Origin of the sequence: Sphingomonas kaistensis (genome assembly GCF_011927725.1) — a bacterium.
Classification (GTDB): Bacteria; Pseudomonadota; Alphaproteobacteria; order Sphingomonadales; family Sphingomonadaceae; genus Sphingomicrobium; species Sphingomicrobium kaistense.
The window spans coordinates 404,433-422,246 of record NZ_JAATJC010000001.1; the positions used below are offsets into that span (position 1 = coordinate 404,433).

12 protein-coding genes are annotated in these 17,814 nt (G+C 63.7%); 7 read left to right on the top strand and 5 right to left on the bottom strand.

Annotation, left to right across the window (positions count from 1 at the left end):
- Positions 1-4: 4 nt before the first annotated feature.
- Together GGQ97_RS01890 and GGQ97_RS14250 are read right to left on the bottom strand one after the other, a co-directional pair.
- Positions 5-1,297 carry a L,D-transpeptidase family protein gene (locus GGQ97_RS01890; RefSeq protein WP_168067381.1) on the bottom strand — a complete coding sequence of 431 codons (1,293 nt, stop codon included), beginning with the start codon at positions 1,295-1,297 and terminating at the stop codon, positions 5-7.
- Positions 1,298-1,306: 9 nt separating this feature from the next.
- Positions 1,307-1,882, bottom strand: coding sequence for a YMGG-like glycine zipper-containing protein (locus tag GGQ97_RS14250; protein ID WP_168067382.1), 576 nt, complete (start codon positions 1,880-1,882; stop codon positions 1,307-1,309).
- A 412-nt stretch (positions 1,883-2,294) separates the two neighbouring features.
- Here GGQ97_RS14250 and GGQ97_RS01900 point away from each other — a divergent pair, with 412 nt between their 5' ends.
- The 4 genes from GGQ97_RS01900 (at position 2,295) to GGQ97_RS01915 (ending at position 9,179) form a co-directional block, all read left to right on the top strand.
- Entirely contained in the window at positions 2,295-3,527 is a 1,233-nt protein-coding gene (locus GGQ97_RS01900; RefSeq protein ID WP_168067383.1) for an efflux RND transporter periplasmic adaptor subunit, read from the top strand.
- A complete protein-coding gene (locus GGQ97_RS01905) occupies positions 3,527-6,727 on the top strand; it encodes an efflux RND transporter permease subunit (protein WP_168067384.1) in 3,201 nt (1,066 codons plus the stop codon). Before GGQ97_RS01900 ends, GGQ97_RS01905 begins: the two co-directional genes overlap by 1 nt.
- Complete coding sequence (locus GGQ97_RS01910) at positions 6,724-8,106, top strand: efflux transporter outer membrane subunit (RefSeq protein WP_168067385.1); 1,383 nt, start codon at positions 6,724-6,726, stop codon at positions 8,104-8,106. Before GGQ97_RS01905 ends, GGQ97_RS01910 begins: the two co-directional genes overlap by 4 nt.
- A 485-nt stretch (positions 8,107-8,591) precedes the next feature.
- Positions 8,592-9,179: a calcium-binding protein gene (locus tag GGQ97_RS01915; RefSeq protein ID WP_168067386.1), complete on the top strand. Its 588-nt coding sequence runs from the start codon at positions 8,592-8,594 to the stop codon at positions 9,177-9,179.
- Positions 9,180-9,602: 423 nt separating this feature from the next.
- Here the strand turns inward: GGQ97_RS01915 and GGQ97_RS01920 are convergent, their stop codons facing one another.
- On the bottom strand, positions 9,603-10,226 hold the full coding sequence (locus GGQ97_RS01920; protein WP_168067387.1) for a hypothetical protein: 624 nt from the start codon (positions 10,224-10,226) through the stop codon (positions 9,603-9,605).
- Between the two features lie 461 nt (positions 10,227-10,687).
- Positions 10,688-10,954, bottom strand: coding sequence for a hypothetical protein (locus GGQ97_RS01925; protein ID WP_168067388.1), 267 nt, complete (start codon positions 10,952-10,954; stop codon positions 10,688-10,690).
- A gap of 103 nt (positions 10,955-11,057) precedes the next feature.
- On the opposite strand from GGQ97_RS01925, the gene GGQ97_RS01930 reads away from it, so the two are divergent.
- From GGQ97_RS01930 to GGQ97_RS01940, 3 genes are all read left to right on the top strand, one after another.
- On the top strand, positions 11,058-12,473 hold the full coding sequence (locus GGQ97_RS01930; RefSeq protein ID WP_168067389.1) for a tetratricopeptide repeat protein: 1,416 nt from the start codon (positions 11,058-11,060) through the stop codon (positions 12,471-12,473).
- A gap of 83 nt (positions 12,474-12,556) precedes the next feature.
- The gene (locus GGQ97_RS01935) at positions 12,557-13,216 is read left to right on the top strand and encodes a hypothetical protein (protein WP_168067390.1); all 660 of its coding nucleotides are present in this window, start codon (positions 12,557-12,559) and stop codon (positions 13,214-13,216) included.
- Positions 13,217-14,543: 1,327 nt separating this feature from the next.
- A complete protein-coding gene (locus tag GGQ97_RS01940) occupies positions 14,544-16,295 on the top strand; it encodes a recombinase family protein (RefSeq protein WP_168067391.1) in 1,752 nt (583 codons plus the stop codon).
- A 916-nt stretch (positions 16,296-17,211) separates the two neighbouring features.
- On the opposite strand, the gene GGQ97_RS01945 is transcribed toward GGQ97_RS01940, so the two are convergent.
- Positions 17,212-17,814 (bottom strand): DUF4262 domain-containing protein, encoded by a 603-nt coding sequence (locus GGQ97_RS01945; protein ID WP_168067392.1) that lies wholly within the window; start codon positions 17,812-17,814, stop codon positions 17,212-17,214.

Below are 17,814 nucleotides of genomic sequence, written 5' to 3' on the forward strand. Positions count from 1 at the left end.
CCGGTCAGCGCGAAGCGACCCGCTGACGCGCCGCCGGAACGCCGTCCTTCTTGTAGATGTCCTCGTAGATGGCGAGCTCGTTGCCGCTCGGCACCGCCGTCAGATAGGTCAGATAGACCGGCATCGGCTTGGCCATCGGGACCTTCTGCTCGGGCGCGGCGCCCTTGGCGCGGAGCGGCTTGCCGTACAGCCAGGCCGCCAGGCGATGCGCCGCCTCGAGCCGCACGCAACCGCCCGAGAACAGCCGCGCGGCTTCCCCGAACAATTCGTCCTGCGGAGTGTCGTGGAGGTAGATGCCCTGCGGATTGGGGAACATGAACTTCATGTCGCCCATGCTGTTGGCAGGGCCCGGAAGCTGGCGCAGTCGCACTTCCTTCTTGCCGGCCGCGACCGCCTGCCAGTCGACGCTGGCGGGGCTGACCACCTTGGCCTTGTCCGACCAGTCGGACAGCACCTGATAGCCCTTGGCCCGGAGATAGGGCGTGCCGCCCTTAATGACGTTGGGGACGATCCGCTCGGCCGCAAGGTCGCTCGGCACGTTCCAGTAGGGACGGAGCGAGGTGTAGCGGATCAGGCCCGCCATCATCGGGGTCGGATAGACCGGCTTGCCGACCACCACCCGCATCATGTCCACGGTCTGGTTGTTGTCGATCATGAACAGGCGTTGCGCGGCGACGTTCACCAGCACGTAGCGGCCCGTTGCGGGAAGGCTGCGGACGCGAAGCATGTTCTTGGTCACCAGCGACGCCGTCGCCGGATCGGGCCGGGCATCGGTCAGCTGGCGGCGAAGCTGGGCATAATAAGGATGCATCCAGCCCATGTTGCGCATGTAGGCGGCGACGTCGGGCGCGGCAGCGGCGGCTGCAAGCAGGGTGGCGGCGCTGGGCGCCTGCGGGCGAAGCTCGCCATCGACATAGACGATGCCGACGTTGGGCGCCCGGCGCAGGTCCTGGGCGTAACGCACGAAGAGTTCGCTGAGGGCGCGGTCGGCGCGGGCGATCGCCTGCGGGTTGCCAGCCTCGGCGGCACGGGCGAGCCGGGCCAGGTCGCGGCTGCGATAGCGCTTGGGATCGAGCCCGTCGGCACGGGCGGTCTCGGTCAGCCGAAGCAGCTCAAAGGCTGCTCCCTGCGAGCCGGGACGAAAGAAGAGGGGTCCGGTGGACGGGCGCGCCGCCGTCACCTGGGCGACCGCGGGCGAGGCGGCCAGCACGGGGGCGACGAGCAGCCCCGCACAAACAAGTGCCGGGCGCACGAGGCGCCCGGCACACAAGCCGATCTGAATACGCGAAAGGCTCATCTGTTCTCCTTAGCCGCGCTCACCGCTCCGGCTGGGGGCGGGGGCCGGCGTGTTGTAGGTGCCGGTGTTGGTCTGCGCCGGGGCACCCGGGTAATATTGCCCGTTCTGGACATAACCGTCGACCCGTCCGTCACGGTCATTATCGGCCCAGATCGCGCCGGCAAGACCGCCGACGACGGCGCCGGCGATGGCGCCTTCGAGCAGGCTGACGCCCGGGATCAGCGCACCGGCGGCAACGCCGGCCACGGCGCCGACGCCGGCACCGGTCGCAACGCGGCCGAGGGTCGAATCATAGCCGCTCGGCTGGCCCTGGTAATACTGGCCGTTCTGGACATAGCCATCGGCATAGCCGTCATTGTTGTTGTCGGCCCATACGGCGCCGGTCAGGCCGCCGATGGCAGCACCAACGGCCGCGCCGGTGATCGGGCTGACACCCGGGACAACGGCGCCGACAGCGGCACCACCGACAGCACCCACGGCTGCGCCGGTTGCGGCGTCGGCGAGGGTGTCGTTGTTGTTCATGGTCGAGCAGGCGCCCAGCGACAGCGAGCTGGCGGCGGCCAAGGCGATCAGGGTCTTCTTCATATCTTTTCTCCCGTGGTGTTCCGGTAACCTCGATCGGCCACATCCGGCATGGCGGAAGCGGAGGCCCGCAACACGGGCCAGCACCGATCAATGTCAGCGCCGCCCCAACGAAAGGCCGCCCCAAGAGGTTCCGGATGCGCAACAAGCGCCGGAAAACCAAGGACTTAGGCCAATTGAAGGAGCCGCACTGACCCCCTGGTGAACGGATCGATACGGAAGCGAAATGCACTGGTGAGCGGGAAGTTGGCGATTAACGCCGAGCCGAACCGGGATGGGCGACGCGAGGCCTGCGGACCGGCGGTCGCTGGGCACGTTCTACCGACTTTGGTCCATGGCCGCCTCGCGCCACGAACTTTTCGCAAAGCCACGAGTTGGGGCTTGCGTAGCTACTTCGAAGATTGCGCACATCTTGATGGTCCATCGATCGCCGGGCATCGCCACGGCTCTTGCTCTCCTTACCCTGCTTCCAATGCTGGGCGCTTGTTCGGGCGGCTCCGACGCCGCGGCGCAGAAGGGCGAAGGGAAAGGCGGCGCTCGCGGGCCCACGCAGGTCGGCTTCGTGACCGTCACCACCTCCAGCGTGCCCGTCGTCAGCGAATTGGGCGGCCGCACCGTCGCCTACGAAACGTCCGAGGTCAGGCCCCAGGTCAACGGCCTGGTCCAGCGCCGGCTGTTCACCGAAGGCAGCTTCGTGCGGCAGGGGCAGCCGCTCTACCAGATCGATCCCAGCCTTTATCGTGCGGCCGTGAACGAGGCCTCGGCGACCGTCGCCAGCGCCCGGGCTGCGGCCGATGCGGCGCAGGCGCGGGCCAACCGCTTCCGCCCGCTGGCGCAGATCGAAGCGGTGAGCCAGCAGGAATATACCGATGCCGCGGCGCAGGCCCGCCAGGCCCGGGCCAGCGTCAATCAGAATCTGGCGCAGCTGGAAACGGCGCGGATCAACCTCCGCTTCGCCACGATCCGAGCGCCGATTTCCGGACGGATCGGCCGCTCGCTGTTCACCCAGGGAGCACTGGTCAGCGCCAACCAGGCCAATCCGCTTGCGGTGATCCAGCGAACCGACCCGATCTACGTCGACATCCAGCAATCGAGTGCCGATCTGACCGCGCTTCGCCGCGCGCTGGCGCAGGGCGGCGTGGCGCCCGGCAGCACCCAGGTCCGCCTCCTGCTCGAGGACGGCAGCGACTATGGCTATACCGGTACCGTCCAGTTCTCCGAATTGCAGGTCAACGAAAGCACCGGAACGGTGACCCTTCGTGCGAGCTTCCCCAATCCGCAGGGCGTCCTGCTGCCCGGCCAATTCGTCCAGACCCGCTTCATCCAGGCGGTGACGCCCGGCGCTATCCTCGTCCCGCAGAATGCGGTGCAGCGCGACATCAGCGGCAAGGCCTACGTGTTCCTCGTCGGCCCCGACAACAAGGCCAGCCGCCGCGATGTCGTGGCCGACCGGACGCAGGGCAGCGACTGGGTCGTGACCGGCGGCCTCAAGGCCGGTGACAAGGTCATCAGCCAGGGCCTGTCGAACCTGCGCGACGGCGCGGCGATCCGCCCGGTCCCGGCCGGCACGCCCCAGCGCATCGCGCCGCCTCCGGCCGGCGCTGCGGGGCAAGCCAAGGGCCAGGGCAAGGGCGGCGGTCCCGCTTAGTGTCACAGCTTTTCATCAGCCGGCCGATTTTCGCCTGGGTCCTGGCGATCATCACCATGCTGGCCGGGATCGGTGCGATCACCCAGTTGCCAGTCGAGCAATATCCCGACGTCGCCCCGCCGCAGGTCAACATCCGCGCCACCTACCCGGGCGCAAGCGCGGAGACGGTCGAGAACAGCGTCACCCAGATCCTCGAACAGCAATTGTCGGGTATCGACGGGCTGCTGTTCTTCTCCTCCACCTCCAGCTCGCGCGGGTCGGTCGGCATCTCGGCGACCTTCGCCAAGGGAACCGATCCCGATACCGCACAGGTGCAGGTCCAGAACGCCGTGCAGCAGGCGGTCTCGCGGCTTCCGCAGCAGGTCCAGCAGCAGGGCGTCCGGGTCACCAAGTCCAACCCCGACTTCCTGCTGATCGTCGGCGTGTTCGACGAAAGCGACCGGCGCTCGAACATCGACGTCTCCGATTATCTCACCAGCAACATCCAGGATCCCCTGTCACGGGTCGAGGGCGTGGGCGACGTCAACGTGTTCGGCTCGCAGCGGGCGATGCGGATCTGGCTCAACCCGCAGCGGCTCGCCGGCGTGTCACTGATGCCGGGCGACGTGATCACCGCCATCCAGAACCAGAATACCGAGGTCGCGGCGGGCGAAGTGGGAAGCCTGCCCCAGCCGCGCGATCAGTTGCTCAACGCCACCGTCACCGCCCAATCGCGGTTGCAGACCCCCGCGCAGTTCGAGAACATCATCCTCAAGACCGAGCCGAGCGGCGCGACGGTCCGGATCAAGGACGTTGCGCGGGTCGAATATGGGGCCGAGAGCTACAATGCGGTGAGCCGCATCAACGGCCACCCGGGCGCTGGCATGGCGATCAGCCTGGCGCCCGGGGCCGACGCCCTCAAGACCGCCGAGCTGATCAAGGCCCGGGTGTCGGAACTCACCACCTCGCTGCCCGAAGGACTCAAGGTCGCCTACGCCAACGACACCACCGCCTTCATCAAGCTGTCCGTCGAGGAAGTGGTGAAGACCCTGCTCGAGGCGGTGGTCCTCGTGGTCATCGTGATGTTCGTCTTCCTGCAAAGCTGGCGGGCGACACTGGTGCCGGCGATCGCGGTGCCGGTGGTGCTGCTCGGCACCTTCGCGATCTTCTATCTGTTCGGCTTCACCATCAACACGCTGACCCTGTTCGGGCTGGTGCTCGCGATTGGCCTGCTCGTCGACGACGCCATCGTCGTGGTCGAGAATGTCGAGCGCCTGATGGAAGAGAATCCGGGGATGAGCCCGAGGGAGGCGACCGAGATCTCGATGAAGGAGATCCAGGTCGCACTGGTCGCCATCGCGGTGGTGCTGTCGGCGGTGTTCCTGCCGATGGCCTTCTTCGGCGGCTCGACCGGGGTCATCTACCAGCAATTCTCGATCACCATCATCAGCTGCATGATCCTGTCGGTGCTGGTCGCGCTGATCCTCAGCCCGGCGATCACCGCGACTCTGCTCAAGGCCCGCAAGCCGGCGGAAGAGGAAGCCGCCGAGCGATCGGACGCGCGCTGGTACCAGCGCTGGGCGCACCGCTTCCAGGACTGGTTCAACCGCAATTTCAGCCGCGGGATCGAGCGCTACACCGGCGCGGTGATCGGCGTGATCAACCGCAAGTGGCTGTTCCTTGGCATCTACGGGGTCACCTGCGTGATCCTGGTGATCCTGTTCCAGCGCTTGCCGACCAGCTTCCTGCCGACCGAGGACCAGGGCGCCGCCAGCATCCAGTTCCGCCTCCCCGCCGGTGCCACCCAGCAGCGCACGCTGGAGGTCCAGCGCCAGATCGAGGCCTATCTGCGCGACTATGAGGCCAAGAACCTGTCGGTCGTCTTCACCGTCGCCGGTGGCGGCGGGGGCGGCGGCGCGAGCGGCCAGAACACCGGGCAGGGCTTTATCAACCTTGCCCCGTGGGACGACCGCAAGGGCGCCGAAAACACCGCCGACGCGATCGTCGAGCGCGCGTCGGGCGCCTTCCGCGGCTTCCGCGATGCCCAGGTCTTCGCGCTGGTACCCGGCGCCATCCGCGGCCTGGGCCAGTCCAACGGCTTCAACCTCCAGCTGCAGAACAGCGGCGGGCTCAGCCGCGAGCAGTTCCTGGCCGCGCGCGAACGCCTGCTTGCCGCCGCCAACGGCGATCCCCTGCTGAGCTCGGTCCGGCTGAGCGACCTGCCCGACGTCGCCAACCTCGATATCGACGTCGACCAGCAGCGCCTGACCGCGTTCGGGGTCAGCCAGGCCGACGTCAACAACACCCTCTCGACCGCCTGGGGCGGGCGCTACGTCAACGACTTCATCGACAACGGCCGCGTCAAGCGGGTCTACGTCCAGGGCGACGCGCCGTACCGCTCGCAGCCCTCGGACCTCGACCAGTGGTTCGTGCGCGGCAACGACGGGCAGATGACCCCGTTCAGCGCCTTCGCGCAGACCGGGTGGAGCACGGGGCCGAGCAGCCTCAGCCGCTTCAACGGCGTGTCCTCGTTCGAATTCCAGGGCCAGCCGGCCGCCGGGGTCAGCTCGGGTGAAGCGATGGACCGCATGATGGAGCTGGCCGCCGAGATCCCGGGCACCACCGTGTCCTGGTCGGGCGCGAGCTTCCAGGAACGGCTGTCGGCCGGTCAGGCACCCCTGCTCTACGCCTTGTCGCTGCTGGTGGTCTTCCTCTGCCTCGCCGCCTTGTACGAAAGCTGGACGATCCCGGTCGCGGTGTTGCTGGTCATTCCGCTCGGGCTGGTCGGCGCCGTCTTCGCGGTCACCCTGCGCGGGCTGGAGAATGACGTCTACCTGCAGATCGGGCTGCTCACGACCATGGGGCTGGCCGCCAAGAATGCGATCCTGATGATCGAATTTGCCGAACAGGCCGAGCGCGCCGGCAAGAGCGTGATGGACAGTGCGATCGAAGCCGCCCGGATCCGCCTGCGCCCGATCCTGATGACCAGCTTCGCCTTCATCTTCGGCGTCCTTCCGCTGGCCTTGTCGACCGGCGCCGGCGCCAACAGCCGGATCGCCATCGGCACCGCGGTGATCGGCGGCATGCTGACCGCCACCATCCTCGCGATCTTCTACATCCCGTTGTTCTTCGTGCTGGTCCGCCGCGCCGCCAAGGAGGGCATCGTCCGGGTGCGCGACCGCCTGCGCCGCAACGCCCCGCCCAAGGAAGCCACCACGTGAAGCGCCTGCTTGTCCTGACGCCGCTGCTTCTGGCGGGCTGCACGTCGCTCGATCCGGCCTATCGCACGCCTGCCGCGCCGGTCCCGGTCAGCTGGCCGGTCGGCGATCCGTATCGCGGCGAAGCGCCCGCCCTTGCCGACTTCAACCATCGCGACGTCCTTCGCGACGTGCGGCTCCAGACCCTGGTCGGCCAGGCGCTGCAGAATAATCGCGACCTGCGTATCGCCGCCGCCAACATCGCTGCGGCCCGGGCGCAGGTGCGGATCACCCGCGCCAACCAGCTCCCCCGCCTCGATTCCTCCGCCGGGGTGGAGGTCACTCCGCGCCGCGACGAGGACGGCGACATCAACGGGGTACGGGTCGGCGGGTCGGCCAGCCTGCTGCCCTCGTTCGAGCTCGACCTGTTCGGCCTGCTCGCCTCGCAGACCCGCGCCCAGCAGGAGCGGCTGCTTGCGACCGGCGCGGCCGAGCGGGCGGTCCGGGTCGCGCTGATCGGAGACATCGCCGACGCCTGGCTGGCCTATGCCGCCGACACCTCGCTGCTGACCATTGCGGAGAATACGGTCGCCGCGGCGGAACGCAGCCGGGTGCTGACCGATGCCCGGCTGCGCGGTGGCGTCGCCCCCCGCACCGACCTCCTCCAGGCCCAGCAGGTGCTCGAGACCGCGCGCGCCGATCTTGCCGAACAGCGCGCCCGCCGCGCGCAGGGCGCCAACCTCCTCCAGCTGCTGGTCGGGGCACCGGTCGATCCCAGCCTGCTCCCCAGTTCCATCAACCAGGCGGCGGCCAGTGTCGCCGTCCTGCCGGCCGGCCTCGATTCCCGCATCCTGCTGCGCCGCCCCGACGTGATCGAAGCCGAATATCGCCTCCGCGCCACCAATGCCGAGATCGGCGCCGCCCGCGCCGCGCTGTTCCCGCGCATATCGCTGACCGGGCTGCTCGGGCTTGCAAGCAGCACGCTGACCGGCCTGTTCACCGGAAGCGCGTTCAACTTCTCCGCCGGGGCCGGCGCCACCTACAGCATCTTCAACGGCGGGGCGGCGCGGGCCAATGTCGCGCTTGCCCGGGCTGACCAGCAGGCCGCGCTCGCCACCTACGAGCGGGCGATCCAGACCGGCTTCCGCGAGGTCGCCGATGCTCTGGCCGACCGTGGCACTTTCGACGACCGGGTGTCCGCCAACCAGCGCAACCTGTCCGCCGCCAACGATACGCTGCGCCTCGTCACCGCGCGCTATCGCGAAGGCCTCGACCCCTTCCTCAACGTGCTCGACGCCCAGCGTTCCGCTTATGCGATCGAACGCAATGTCGTGGCGGTTCAACTGGCGGCGGCGCAGAACAGGGTCGCCGTCTATCGCGCTTTGGGCGGCGACGGCATCTAGGCCGCTGGCGCGCGCGTCTCCCTTCGTCGGATCGACGGGGAGGCGGCAGCGATAATGGGAATGGCGGAGACGGAGTCCGCCGAACCTAGCTACTTAAGTCCTTGCGAGTAAGTCGAACTATCGGCGGGCCTTCAAGCGTTCCCCACGCTTTTCCCCACAGTACGTGCTCGTCACTATTTGCTTGAGGCCTTCGAATGTCTGCTTTGGGTGGAAAGCGGACATTCGAGTCAGCGCTTTGAATGGTTGCAAGTGGCCGTAAGCAGCTGGCCTGGTCTTCGCGGCGAACCCCTTGGCAGAGGTCGCTCGTTCAGCTGCCGGGCTAATGTTCGCTTTCAATCAGTATCAGCCACCCAGCGTCCAAAGATCGACTTTGTTGCGTCCGGAGTTTTCGTCGGGGGCTAAAGCTAGGTAAACTCAAAATAGATTAAACTGGGTTAGCAATGCTAGTTTTGCTATAGACCGAGAGGAGAAACTCGGAGGACGTCATGGGCACTTATAACGGCAATCAGAAATCGCAAACGATCCGTGCCTCCGAGAAAAGCGACTACGTCTTCGGGCGGGCAGGTGATGACGTTATCTATGGCCTGGGCGGGGATGATCAAATCTACGGCGGCTTCGGTAGCGACGTTCTCTATGGCGGCTCCGGCAATGATGTCATTCGCGGTGGCGAAGGTAACAATGCCGATGACAGCAACGACTGGCTTTACGGCGAAGCGGGCAATGACACATTGCTCGGCGAAAAGGGTGCCGACTACCTGAACGGAGGCGACGGTAATGATCAGATCGTCGGTGGCGCGGGCGATGACATCATTGTTGGCGGGGCGGGAGCTGATAACTTCGCCTTCTATCCGGGTTGGGGTCCGGCCGGGAATGATCGTATTCTCGACTTCACTTCAGGTGAGGACAAGCTGGATCTTCGGGTTCACAACATCACCATGGACAATGTCGTCATCACGTCAGCAGGTTCTGATACGATAGTCTCTGTCGACGTGAACAAAGACGGCCTCGCCGACTTCCACATCACTCTCGCAGCGGCGCCTGCTCCAGTGCCATCTGACTTCTTGTTTGGCTAACACGTTGCTGCGCTGCAGGCCTTGAGAAAGGGATGTCAGCTTCCCATCCATTGCGGACGTTCAGTTTTAGTGCCGCTTGCGTGCCCCGTTGACGGTTGTTCTGCTGTGTTGAGCGACCCCCCGCCTTCCGAACGACAGTGGCATGGCACTACTTATCGCAGCAGCGTTATTCATTGTCTGCGGCCCGCAGGGCTACAGGGATGCAGGTAGCCAAGCCGGCTCGCCGATCCCAGTGGCAATCAATCAGGAGGCTAACGTCCGCAATGGGTCGAAAGCAGACATTCGGCCTGTGAGCCTCAATAAGGCACCTCAGTCTCTATGGCTGCCATCAGTGACCGGACGTAGGCGAAATCGGCCCTCAGCGCCGCTCTACGGCCGCCTGTGAAGGCATTGCGGCTGGAGATGGCTTTGCCGGCCGGTGTCCTAGGCCCGGTGGCTTGCTTCCAAGGGGACCAACGCCGGATCGCAGCAGCCTGCTTTGCGCGGCGCTCCTGGGTCCAACCGTGGCTCATGGGATTGCTCCAATAGTTTGTTTGGCTGATTGCTCGAAACTTCCGCGCGGGGAGCGGCGCCATTGTTCACCTGCTGAGGACCGGCCGAGATATTGGCCTGCCTTGCTATGACGACTGGCGGATTCTTGAGAGTGCCCAGCGTCTCCAACGTCGCGCGGCATTGAGCCTGAGCCTTCAGCGCGAGCCGCATGTATTTCTCGCTGGCCTCGATGTACTCGCCCATGTTCAGGGCCGAGCGCCTCGCTAGCTCAGTGAAAATGGCGTTCAGCGCGTGGGCTTGGCTTACCAGCATCGCTTCCGGCCCACTGAGGTTGCCTGACTTCACTGCCGCGACGTTGTCGTTCAACGCCTCGACTGTCTCAGTAATCTCAAGCTTTCCAAAGGTGCCCTTGGCGAAGTTGAGCACGGTGGCAGCTGCGCTGACGGCCGGATGGACCGCCGTGTCTGCCATGCGCCGCTCCGGAGACTTACCAGCATCATCTGCTACTCGCAGCTGATCCTTCTTCGCGGCTTCGGACGCTTTCTTGGCGGGCATGCGTTCTCACCTCGTTCAGTGCCTCACCGTTATAGCACAGTAAGCCTGTAAGTGAATCCCCGACAGCGAGTGGTGTTACGGCCTAGAAAGCTGAGAAGCAGCATCGGTGTCCAGAGCAGACCGCTCTGAACTTTGCGAAGCCCCCCCGGGGGTGCTGGATCGAATGTCTGCTTTCGACCCAGAGCCGACATTCGGGCGGAGAGGCTCGACGTCCACGATGTGCCCCACTCAATCGTGAGGGAATAGTCTCGAAGCCAAGGTGACCGAGCCGGCCTGCGCGTCCGCGCGATCGGGCACGTTGACCAGCCTGGCAGCATCCTCCGCAGCGATCGTGTAGCAGGATCTGCGCTTCCAGGGTCATGTTGAGCGCATAGGAGACGGGTTCCCGGTCACGGGCAATGAAGTTGCCTGACCGGCTTTTCGCCCGCCGCGCCTGACCGGCACGGCGGGCGCCCCTTGCCTCAGCGGCCGCGATAGTCGACGATGTACCAGGCATCGTCCTCTTCATCATATTCGCAGCGCCAATCGTCGTGGAAGGTACTCTGCGCCGCACCGACCGTATCGAAGATGCCGAGCGCGACCAGCCGCTCGCGGTCAGCTTTGGCGGACTCCGCCGCGGCCCGCTCGCATTCGCCGCGAGAGGCGTAGGGAGTGTTGGTCGGGTGGGCCACGAGCGCGGTCCCGGCAACCAGGGCGAGCAGCGCGGCGGGCAATGTGATCTTCTTCATGTCGACCTCCTTCGTGAGAGAGGATGCTGGCGTGCCGCGCCGCGCCCTTGCTTGCGATGATCATCTTATGATGCAAACCTGATTGCGAGGGAGCGCAAGCATCTTGCTCAAGCTGTCGGACCTGCCCACGCGCGACGACTTTCGCATTGGCGATTTGCGTATCAGTCCGTCGCGCCGGCTGGTGGAAGGACCGAACGGCACCCACCATGTCGAGCCCCAGTTCATGCTGGTGTTTCTGCGCCTTCTGGATGCGGAAGGGCAGGTGGTCACCCGTCGTGAGCTGTTCGTGGAATGCTGGGGCAGCGCCAGCGTCGGCGATGACAGCCTCAACCGGGCCATTGCCGGCGTGCGGCAGATCGCTCGCGCCGTTGGCAGTTTGGCCATCTCGCTCGAAACCATTCCGCGAACCGGCTATGTTCTTCGGCGGAGTTCCGGAGCCTCCACCCCGGTGGACGCCGCCAGCGGCCTGCCCGAGGCAGTCGACGACGCCTTCGGCTGCTGGCGCGCCGGGCTCCCTGGCCCTGACCTCGACGTGATCGCGCGCCTCGACCGTTGCTTGCAGGACGAGCGCGGTTCGGCGCGGGGGTGGGGCATGAAGGCGGTGCTGCTGCGCAAGGCGGTGGAATATTCCCCCCCGAATGCTTGCAGTGATTTGCTGACTGCCTGCGAGGCTGCGGCTAGGCGGGCGCTGGCGATCGACCCTTGGCAAAGTGATGCGCTAGTCGCCCGGGCCGGGGTGATGCCGATGTTCGGCAACTGGCTTGCGGTGCGCAAGCGGCTTGAAGAGGTGCTCGATCACGATCCGGGCCACATGCCGGCTCGCCATGATCTGGCGGTGCTGGAAATGGCGACTGGCCGGCCGAGTGCGGCACGGCCGCTGATTGCTGCGCTGATCGACGAAGATCCGCTGGCGGCGACCTTCTACTACAAGCGCATGTACCATTGCTGGAACTTCGGCGAGCTCGAGGAAATGGAGCGGGTCGCGACCCGTGCGCTGCAGCTTTGGCCCCAGCACCCGGCCATATGGTCGGCGCGCTTCTGGACTCTGTTGTTCACAGGGCGCGCCGAGCAGGCCCGGTGCTTCGTGCAGGACGAATATGTTCGGCCGGCGCTGCCCCCGGTCATGGTCACGTTGCTGGGCGACCTGGCCGCGCTGTGCGGCGGGAGCGCTGACGACGAGAAAAGGTGCGCCCTTGTTGAGCGTGCCGCCGGGCTGGTCGTTCGTGCGCCGGTGATGGCGGTGGCCGCCCTCATGGCGCTGCTGGCGCTTGGCGAGGCTCCCCGCGTGCTGGACCTCGCTTATTCTTATTACCTCGGCCGCGGCAGCCAGGTGACGCCGTTGTGGAGCAATGCGGATGATGCGCGCATCTCCGATCAGTATCGGCGCATCACGCAGCTGTTGTTCCTGCCCTGCGCCAGCGAGCTGCGCGCGTTAGCAGGTTTCGAGGATCTGTGCCGCGATCTCGGATTTTCGGCCTACTGGCAGGGGGCGGGGCTGCAACCCGACTTCCGCAGCTAGGCGCGGTGAGCCTCAGCAGCGTCAAGCGATTGGCCGGGCAGAGGCCGCGCGCCGGGCTACTTTGGGATGCATACGGACGCCGTATGAACGCGCGCCAGAGCTTCAACGATCGCGGCAACCACGGCTACTACGAGTCAGCGCCCTCCGCATGGGCTGTCCGCCGAGCGCTCAAAACTCTTCGAGTGAACGCCAACCAGATCGAAGGCATGGTGTTGAATGCCTTGCAGGAACTTTGCAGTTCGCCGGCATCCCTGCGGGAGCTACTGCTGAGCAGCAGCGGGCTTGGCTCAGAGGTAAATACACTGGCAGCGCAGGGAACCGCTGCCTCTGTAAGGCTTCGCGATCTCAAGATCAGCTGGCGAGCACTCACGTACAGGCTGCTTATGTCACGGATAGAGATTGGCTTTGATCGCATCCGGGTATTGCTGCGTATCGATGCCCTCGCAGCGTTTCTTCGCTGGGACGGTGTTGGCATGTTCCGGATGAGCGATCTTGAGCTTCTCCGTGCCAAGCAACTTCACACTCTGGAGGTACCTGTCCACCTCTATCGTCAACGGCGGGAAACTTGGTTGCCAATTACCCCATGCGTTGAGGCACTAAAGCCCGACATGAAGCTCACCGAATTGCTGAACGATGCTCGTGAAGCCCAGCGACTTATTTATCAGCATCGCGATCGATCGCTGACTGAGCTAGCTTGGTCTCTTGGGAAAAGCCGGTGCTCTTTTCAAGGCTGGTACGCTTGAATTATCTGGCGCCCGACATCCTCGCGGCAATCACCGATGGGAGCCAGCCTCCAGATCTTACGAGAGGGGTCCTATTGAAGCAGGATATTCCCCTCGATTGGGCCCTTCAGAGAAGGCAGCTTGGTTTTCGACCGGTACATGCAAGTTGTTTGTCGAGTGACGCACTAAGGCGAAACACGACCTGAAGCGGCATCGACTTAGGAAGCATGGATGTGGAGCGACACCTGCCAACTGCCTTGCGGGGCTTCCGCAAAACACTCGAATGAGATCGCCCGACGATCCTCATCGAGGTGCTCGACAGCCAGGTGAAGGACGGGATTGCTGAAGCACTCGCCGGCCTGCCCTATGACTGGACTTTGATACCCGACGAGGAAGGTCGAAATTATCTGCTGACCTCATCGGCGGTCTAGCAAACCGAGAAGCAGACCGGCGTTACATCAGCCGATCCATCGTTATCGATCGCGGCCTATATTCGGCGCTTGCACTGTAGGATTCGCCCCTCCAACCTACGATTGGCGACCCTGGTTGAGACTCGGCAAAAGCTCCCGACAGGGTCGCCAACCAATGTTTGCTCCGTCCCACCCTCGTGGCTTTGCTGATTATCATCGCTTCCTGCTGCCACTGTCATTGACGGAGGCGGCATCCGCTGCCGCAACCTAGGCGAGGTCCGCCACCTCGGCATCGACGCGGCAGATTATCAACGCTCAAGGCCATGCCGCCAGCAGTTCGGCGACCACGTATGCAGCGATCGGCAAGCTCGAGCCGCTAAGGAAGCGATGCGTTTGGCTCTGCGCGTTGGCCCGGTGCGGATCGAGACTTTCGGTAAGGATCGCTACGGTAGAACTCTCGGCATCGCTCATGCCGGCAAGGTCAACAGAGATTGCCGGATGCTTAGGGGACCAGGCGTGCGCTACATGCCGCGCTATGACGATGGCAGGAGAGTGGCGAGGGCTTGCGGGCTTTAAGGCCGAATGTCCGCAATGTGTGAAAGATGCGCGATATGCGACCCGGCGTGCCGACGAGAACCGAATCGCCAACCCTTTAAAGGGAAGGCACTACGAATTGACAGCGGCGGCGGAAACCGGGGAGCGCTTGGCAAGCGCTCAACCCGGTTCACTCCCAAATGCCTTGCGGCTTACCGAGCGGGAGCGGCGCCAATCTACGGTGAGGCAACGTCGCCTACAATATCTTCGATGCCAAAATTAGATCCGTTTCTGACCGATCTTCATGTGTGATCTATCCACCGCCGCGAGGATCTGGGCCGAAAGCCAATCCTTATCGCTCTCCTTCAAAATAGGCTAAAAAGGGGCAATCGAGGGAGGCCTCAATGCCCAATCCTACCGAGACGATGACGGCGGTCCGCTGCGCGATCTACACGCGCAAGAGCACCGAGAGCCCAACTGGTCAGGAGATGACGTCGCTGGCGGGGCAGCGAGCGGTCTGTGCCGCCTATATTAAGTGCCAAGCACACAAGGGTTGGGTAGAACTATCGCAGCATTACGATGACGAAGGCTTTTCTGGGGGCAATCTCGAGCGGCCTGCACTTCACCGGCTGCTCACGGACGCCCGGGAGGGGCGCATTGACGCAATCGTCTTTTACAAAATTGACCGTCTTACTCGGTCGCTAGCCGATTTCGTCCGGCTTATGGACGCGTTTCAGCACTTCGATATTTCTTTCGTAAGCGTCACCCAGTCGTTCGACACCTCAGACAGCATGGGCCGTATGGTCCTCAACATCCTCCTAACCTTCGCGCAATTTGAGCGCGAGATGATGGGAGATCGCATCCGCGACAAGAAAAACACGATGCGGAGAAGCGGACTCTATATCGGTGGCTTGGCCCCAATCGGGTACCTCTCAAAAAAAGGTCGGCTCGAGATCATTCCCAAGGAGGCCGAATTAGTTCGCGCGGCCTTCGATCGGTTCGACGACTATCCAAGCGTCAGTAGCTTGCTGAGAGCACTCGATGACGAAGGCAAAGGAAAGCTTGTTTCAAGCTTTCGCTTTAAGACCAAACGGCGGAACGGCCTCTGGTATGGTGGCTCGGCTCAGAAGATGTTCCGAAATCCTATCTATGCTGGCTATCAATACGTTGATGGCGAGCTGATAAAGGCGGATCACGAGGCGTACATCTCGCTCGAGAGGTGGCAGCATTTCCAAGCCGTGCTCGCCACGCGTACCAAGAAAAGCGGCAAGGTCGATCCCAGCATACATCTTCTGGCAGGCCTCATCTTCGATGAGACTGACCGCATTCTCGCCCCTCGAATACGCGGGACGAAGCGATGGCCCCAGCGCTATTACGAAAGCGTCAGCAGGCAATTGCGAAAGGGCCAGCGCGTCGATCGCGTTCGGATTCGTGGTGAGGAAATTGAGCAAGTCGTAAGCGGAGCGCTGGTCGCCTTCCTACGCGACTGCGAAAAGCTTCGGACCGCCGTCTGCCGTGCCTACGCCGATCCGCATTTGGCTTATGAGATGCAACGCAACGGGCCACTTGCTGCCGAACGAATACTCGCAGCTAAGGGCATTGATCTGCGCAAGAAGTTTGAAGGCCTTGTCAGCCGCGTGGAAGTGGCGAAATCCGAAGTTCGGATTTGGATCAGCCTACGTGTTCTTGACGCTTACCTTCGCTGGAACGGCATTGGCCTATTTCATTCGATGCCTGAGATCTCACGCTCCGAGCACAATCTCCACTTGCTTCGTACCGACGCAATTCTTGGACCGCATCGGGTCAAACTCAAGCTTCCTTTCGAACATCACCCGGGAGAGCACCTCAATAAACGACTTGTCGATTTGTTAAGGAAAGCTGCCAACGCAGATGTCGACTTCTTGGCTGATCCAACTCGCGATCTCGACAGGCACGCCGCAAACTATAAGCTGACGGCGAGCAAATTCTCCCGGCTGCTACGATTGAATTATCTGGCACCGGACATCAAATCCGCAATCCTCGACGGCCGGCAGCCTCCCGACCTCACCGAGCGTAAGCTGCTCTATTCGCCATTGCCGGCTGATTGGCATCAACAACGCGCCATACTGGGTTTTCCGACACCCAAGCCGGATCGCACCTACCAATCCGTGCGCTAAGGTAAGCGCGGTCCTGCGCTAGCTTTCCGTGATGGGAGCTCAGCAGACGATGCGCGAATGTCCGCAATGGGTCGGAAGCGGACTTAAGGGCGGCAGCTGAATGAATGACCGCTTCCGGGTGCCTGCTCGGATGCTCTGGACGTCCGAAACGGGCGCAATGCTGCCGCGACGACGAACCTAAACGATCGTCAGCTTTGTGCGGGCTACTACCCGCAAGCTGCCGTTCCGCTTTCCACCATTGGTTGCCGTCGGGCATTCGCCTTCCTGCATGTCGGCAAGTGGCCGAGAGCTGCCCATCCGCAACAGCGGCACGCAGGCGGAAACCAGACCTTCATCCATTGCCATCAGGGTATGAGCTGGAGGCTCCTATTTCGTTCACTGAGGAAGAGAAGCGCGCTTGGCACGAGTCGAAACGCGAATGTGAGAGGAGACCCGAGGCCCGTTTCCGGGCAGCGCCAGTGACTGAGTGCATACATTGCGGTCAGCCGTTCGGCTTCGGGGAGGGCCTCATTATGGACGAGGCGTCACTCTGCGGCGTTTGCAACGGCGACTAGCGCGCCACGCGTCGGCTATCCCTCGCGCGAGTTAGCCGCAAAAACGGGGCCTGCCCAGCTAAGTAGCTAATGTCCGCTTTCGACCTCATTGCGGACAATGGCGCAGGCGCGTTACGCTTGCCGCGTGAGACCTCTTTGGCCGATTGAGCGAGCAGTCCTCGAAGCGACGGCTCAGGACCATCCAGCGTTCGCGGACCAATTGCGGTGGCAGGCTGAAGCCACGCAAGTGACTAAGTTTGAGAACTCAGGAGCTGGTTTCTTCTCGACTGTCAGCGTTCCGCTTGAGGCTCCACTTCTGCCTGAGCAGGCTTATCTCGACGGTGCGCATGGAAGCATTGAGGGTATCGAGCATGGCATGGGCTTCATCGTCTTCCTTGAAGGCGGCCGTTCGCGATCTTCTGGTCGACCTTGAAAACTAGGATCTCGGGATGCTCTGTGGTGGCCTGAAAGCCGGTCGTGAAGCAGAAGCCGGGTTTGTCGTCCTCGTCGAGCGCGTGCGTTTGCATCCAGCCATGTTTGCGGATGCCAGCGACGAAGCTGCCCTCCGCCTCGTCGAACGCTTCCCCGGGAACATCCATGCGGTTCGGCGGCTTCTCGCCACCCGTTGTCTGAGAAGGCTCCTCCGACAGGGCGTCCTGCATCACGCCCCAGCCGTCGAGCCGGCCGCCGTGTGCCGCACAAAGATCGCCCGGGCGGTGCTCGAAGGCGCCGATAGCGTGATGGGTGATCAGCATCTTGCGCGATACCTTCAACTCGGTCGCGCCGTCTGGCAACTGGGTGGTCGACATCCCGGAGAGCACGCTTTCCCCGGCATCGGCTTCGATCAACTGCCGGGCGACCAGGTCCGCGTCCGCTCCCACCGGGAAGACGGCGTAGAAATCTACGTCATGCGGCGAGCCGAAGTCAAAGCCGGATCCTGCCATTCCCCGCAGTACATCGCCATTTTCGTCATCGGGAAATTGCAT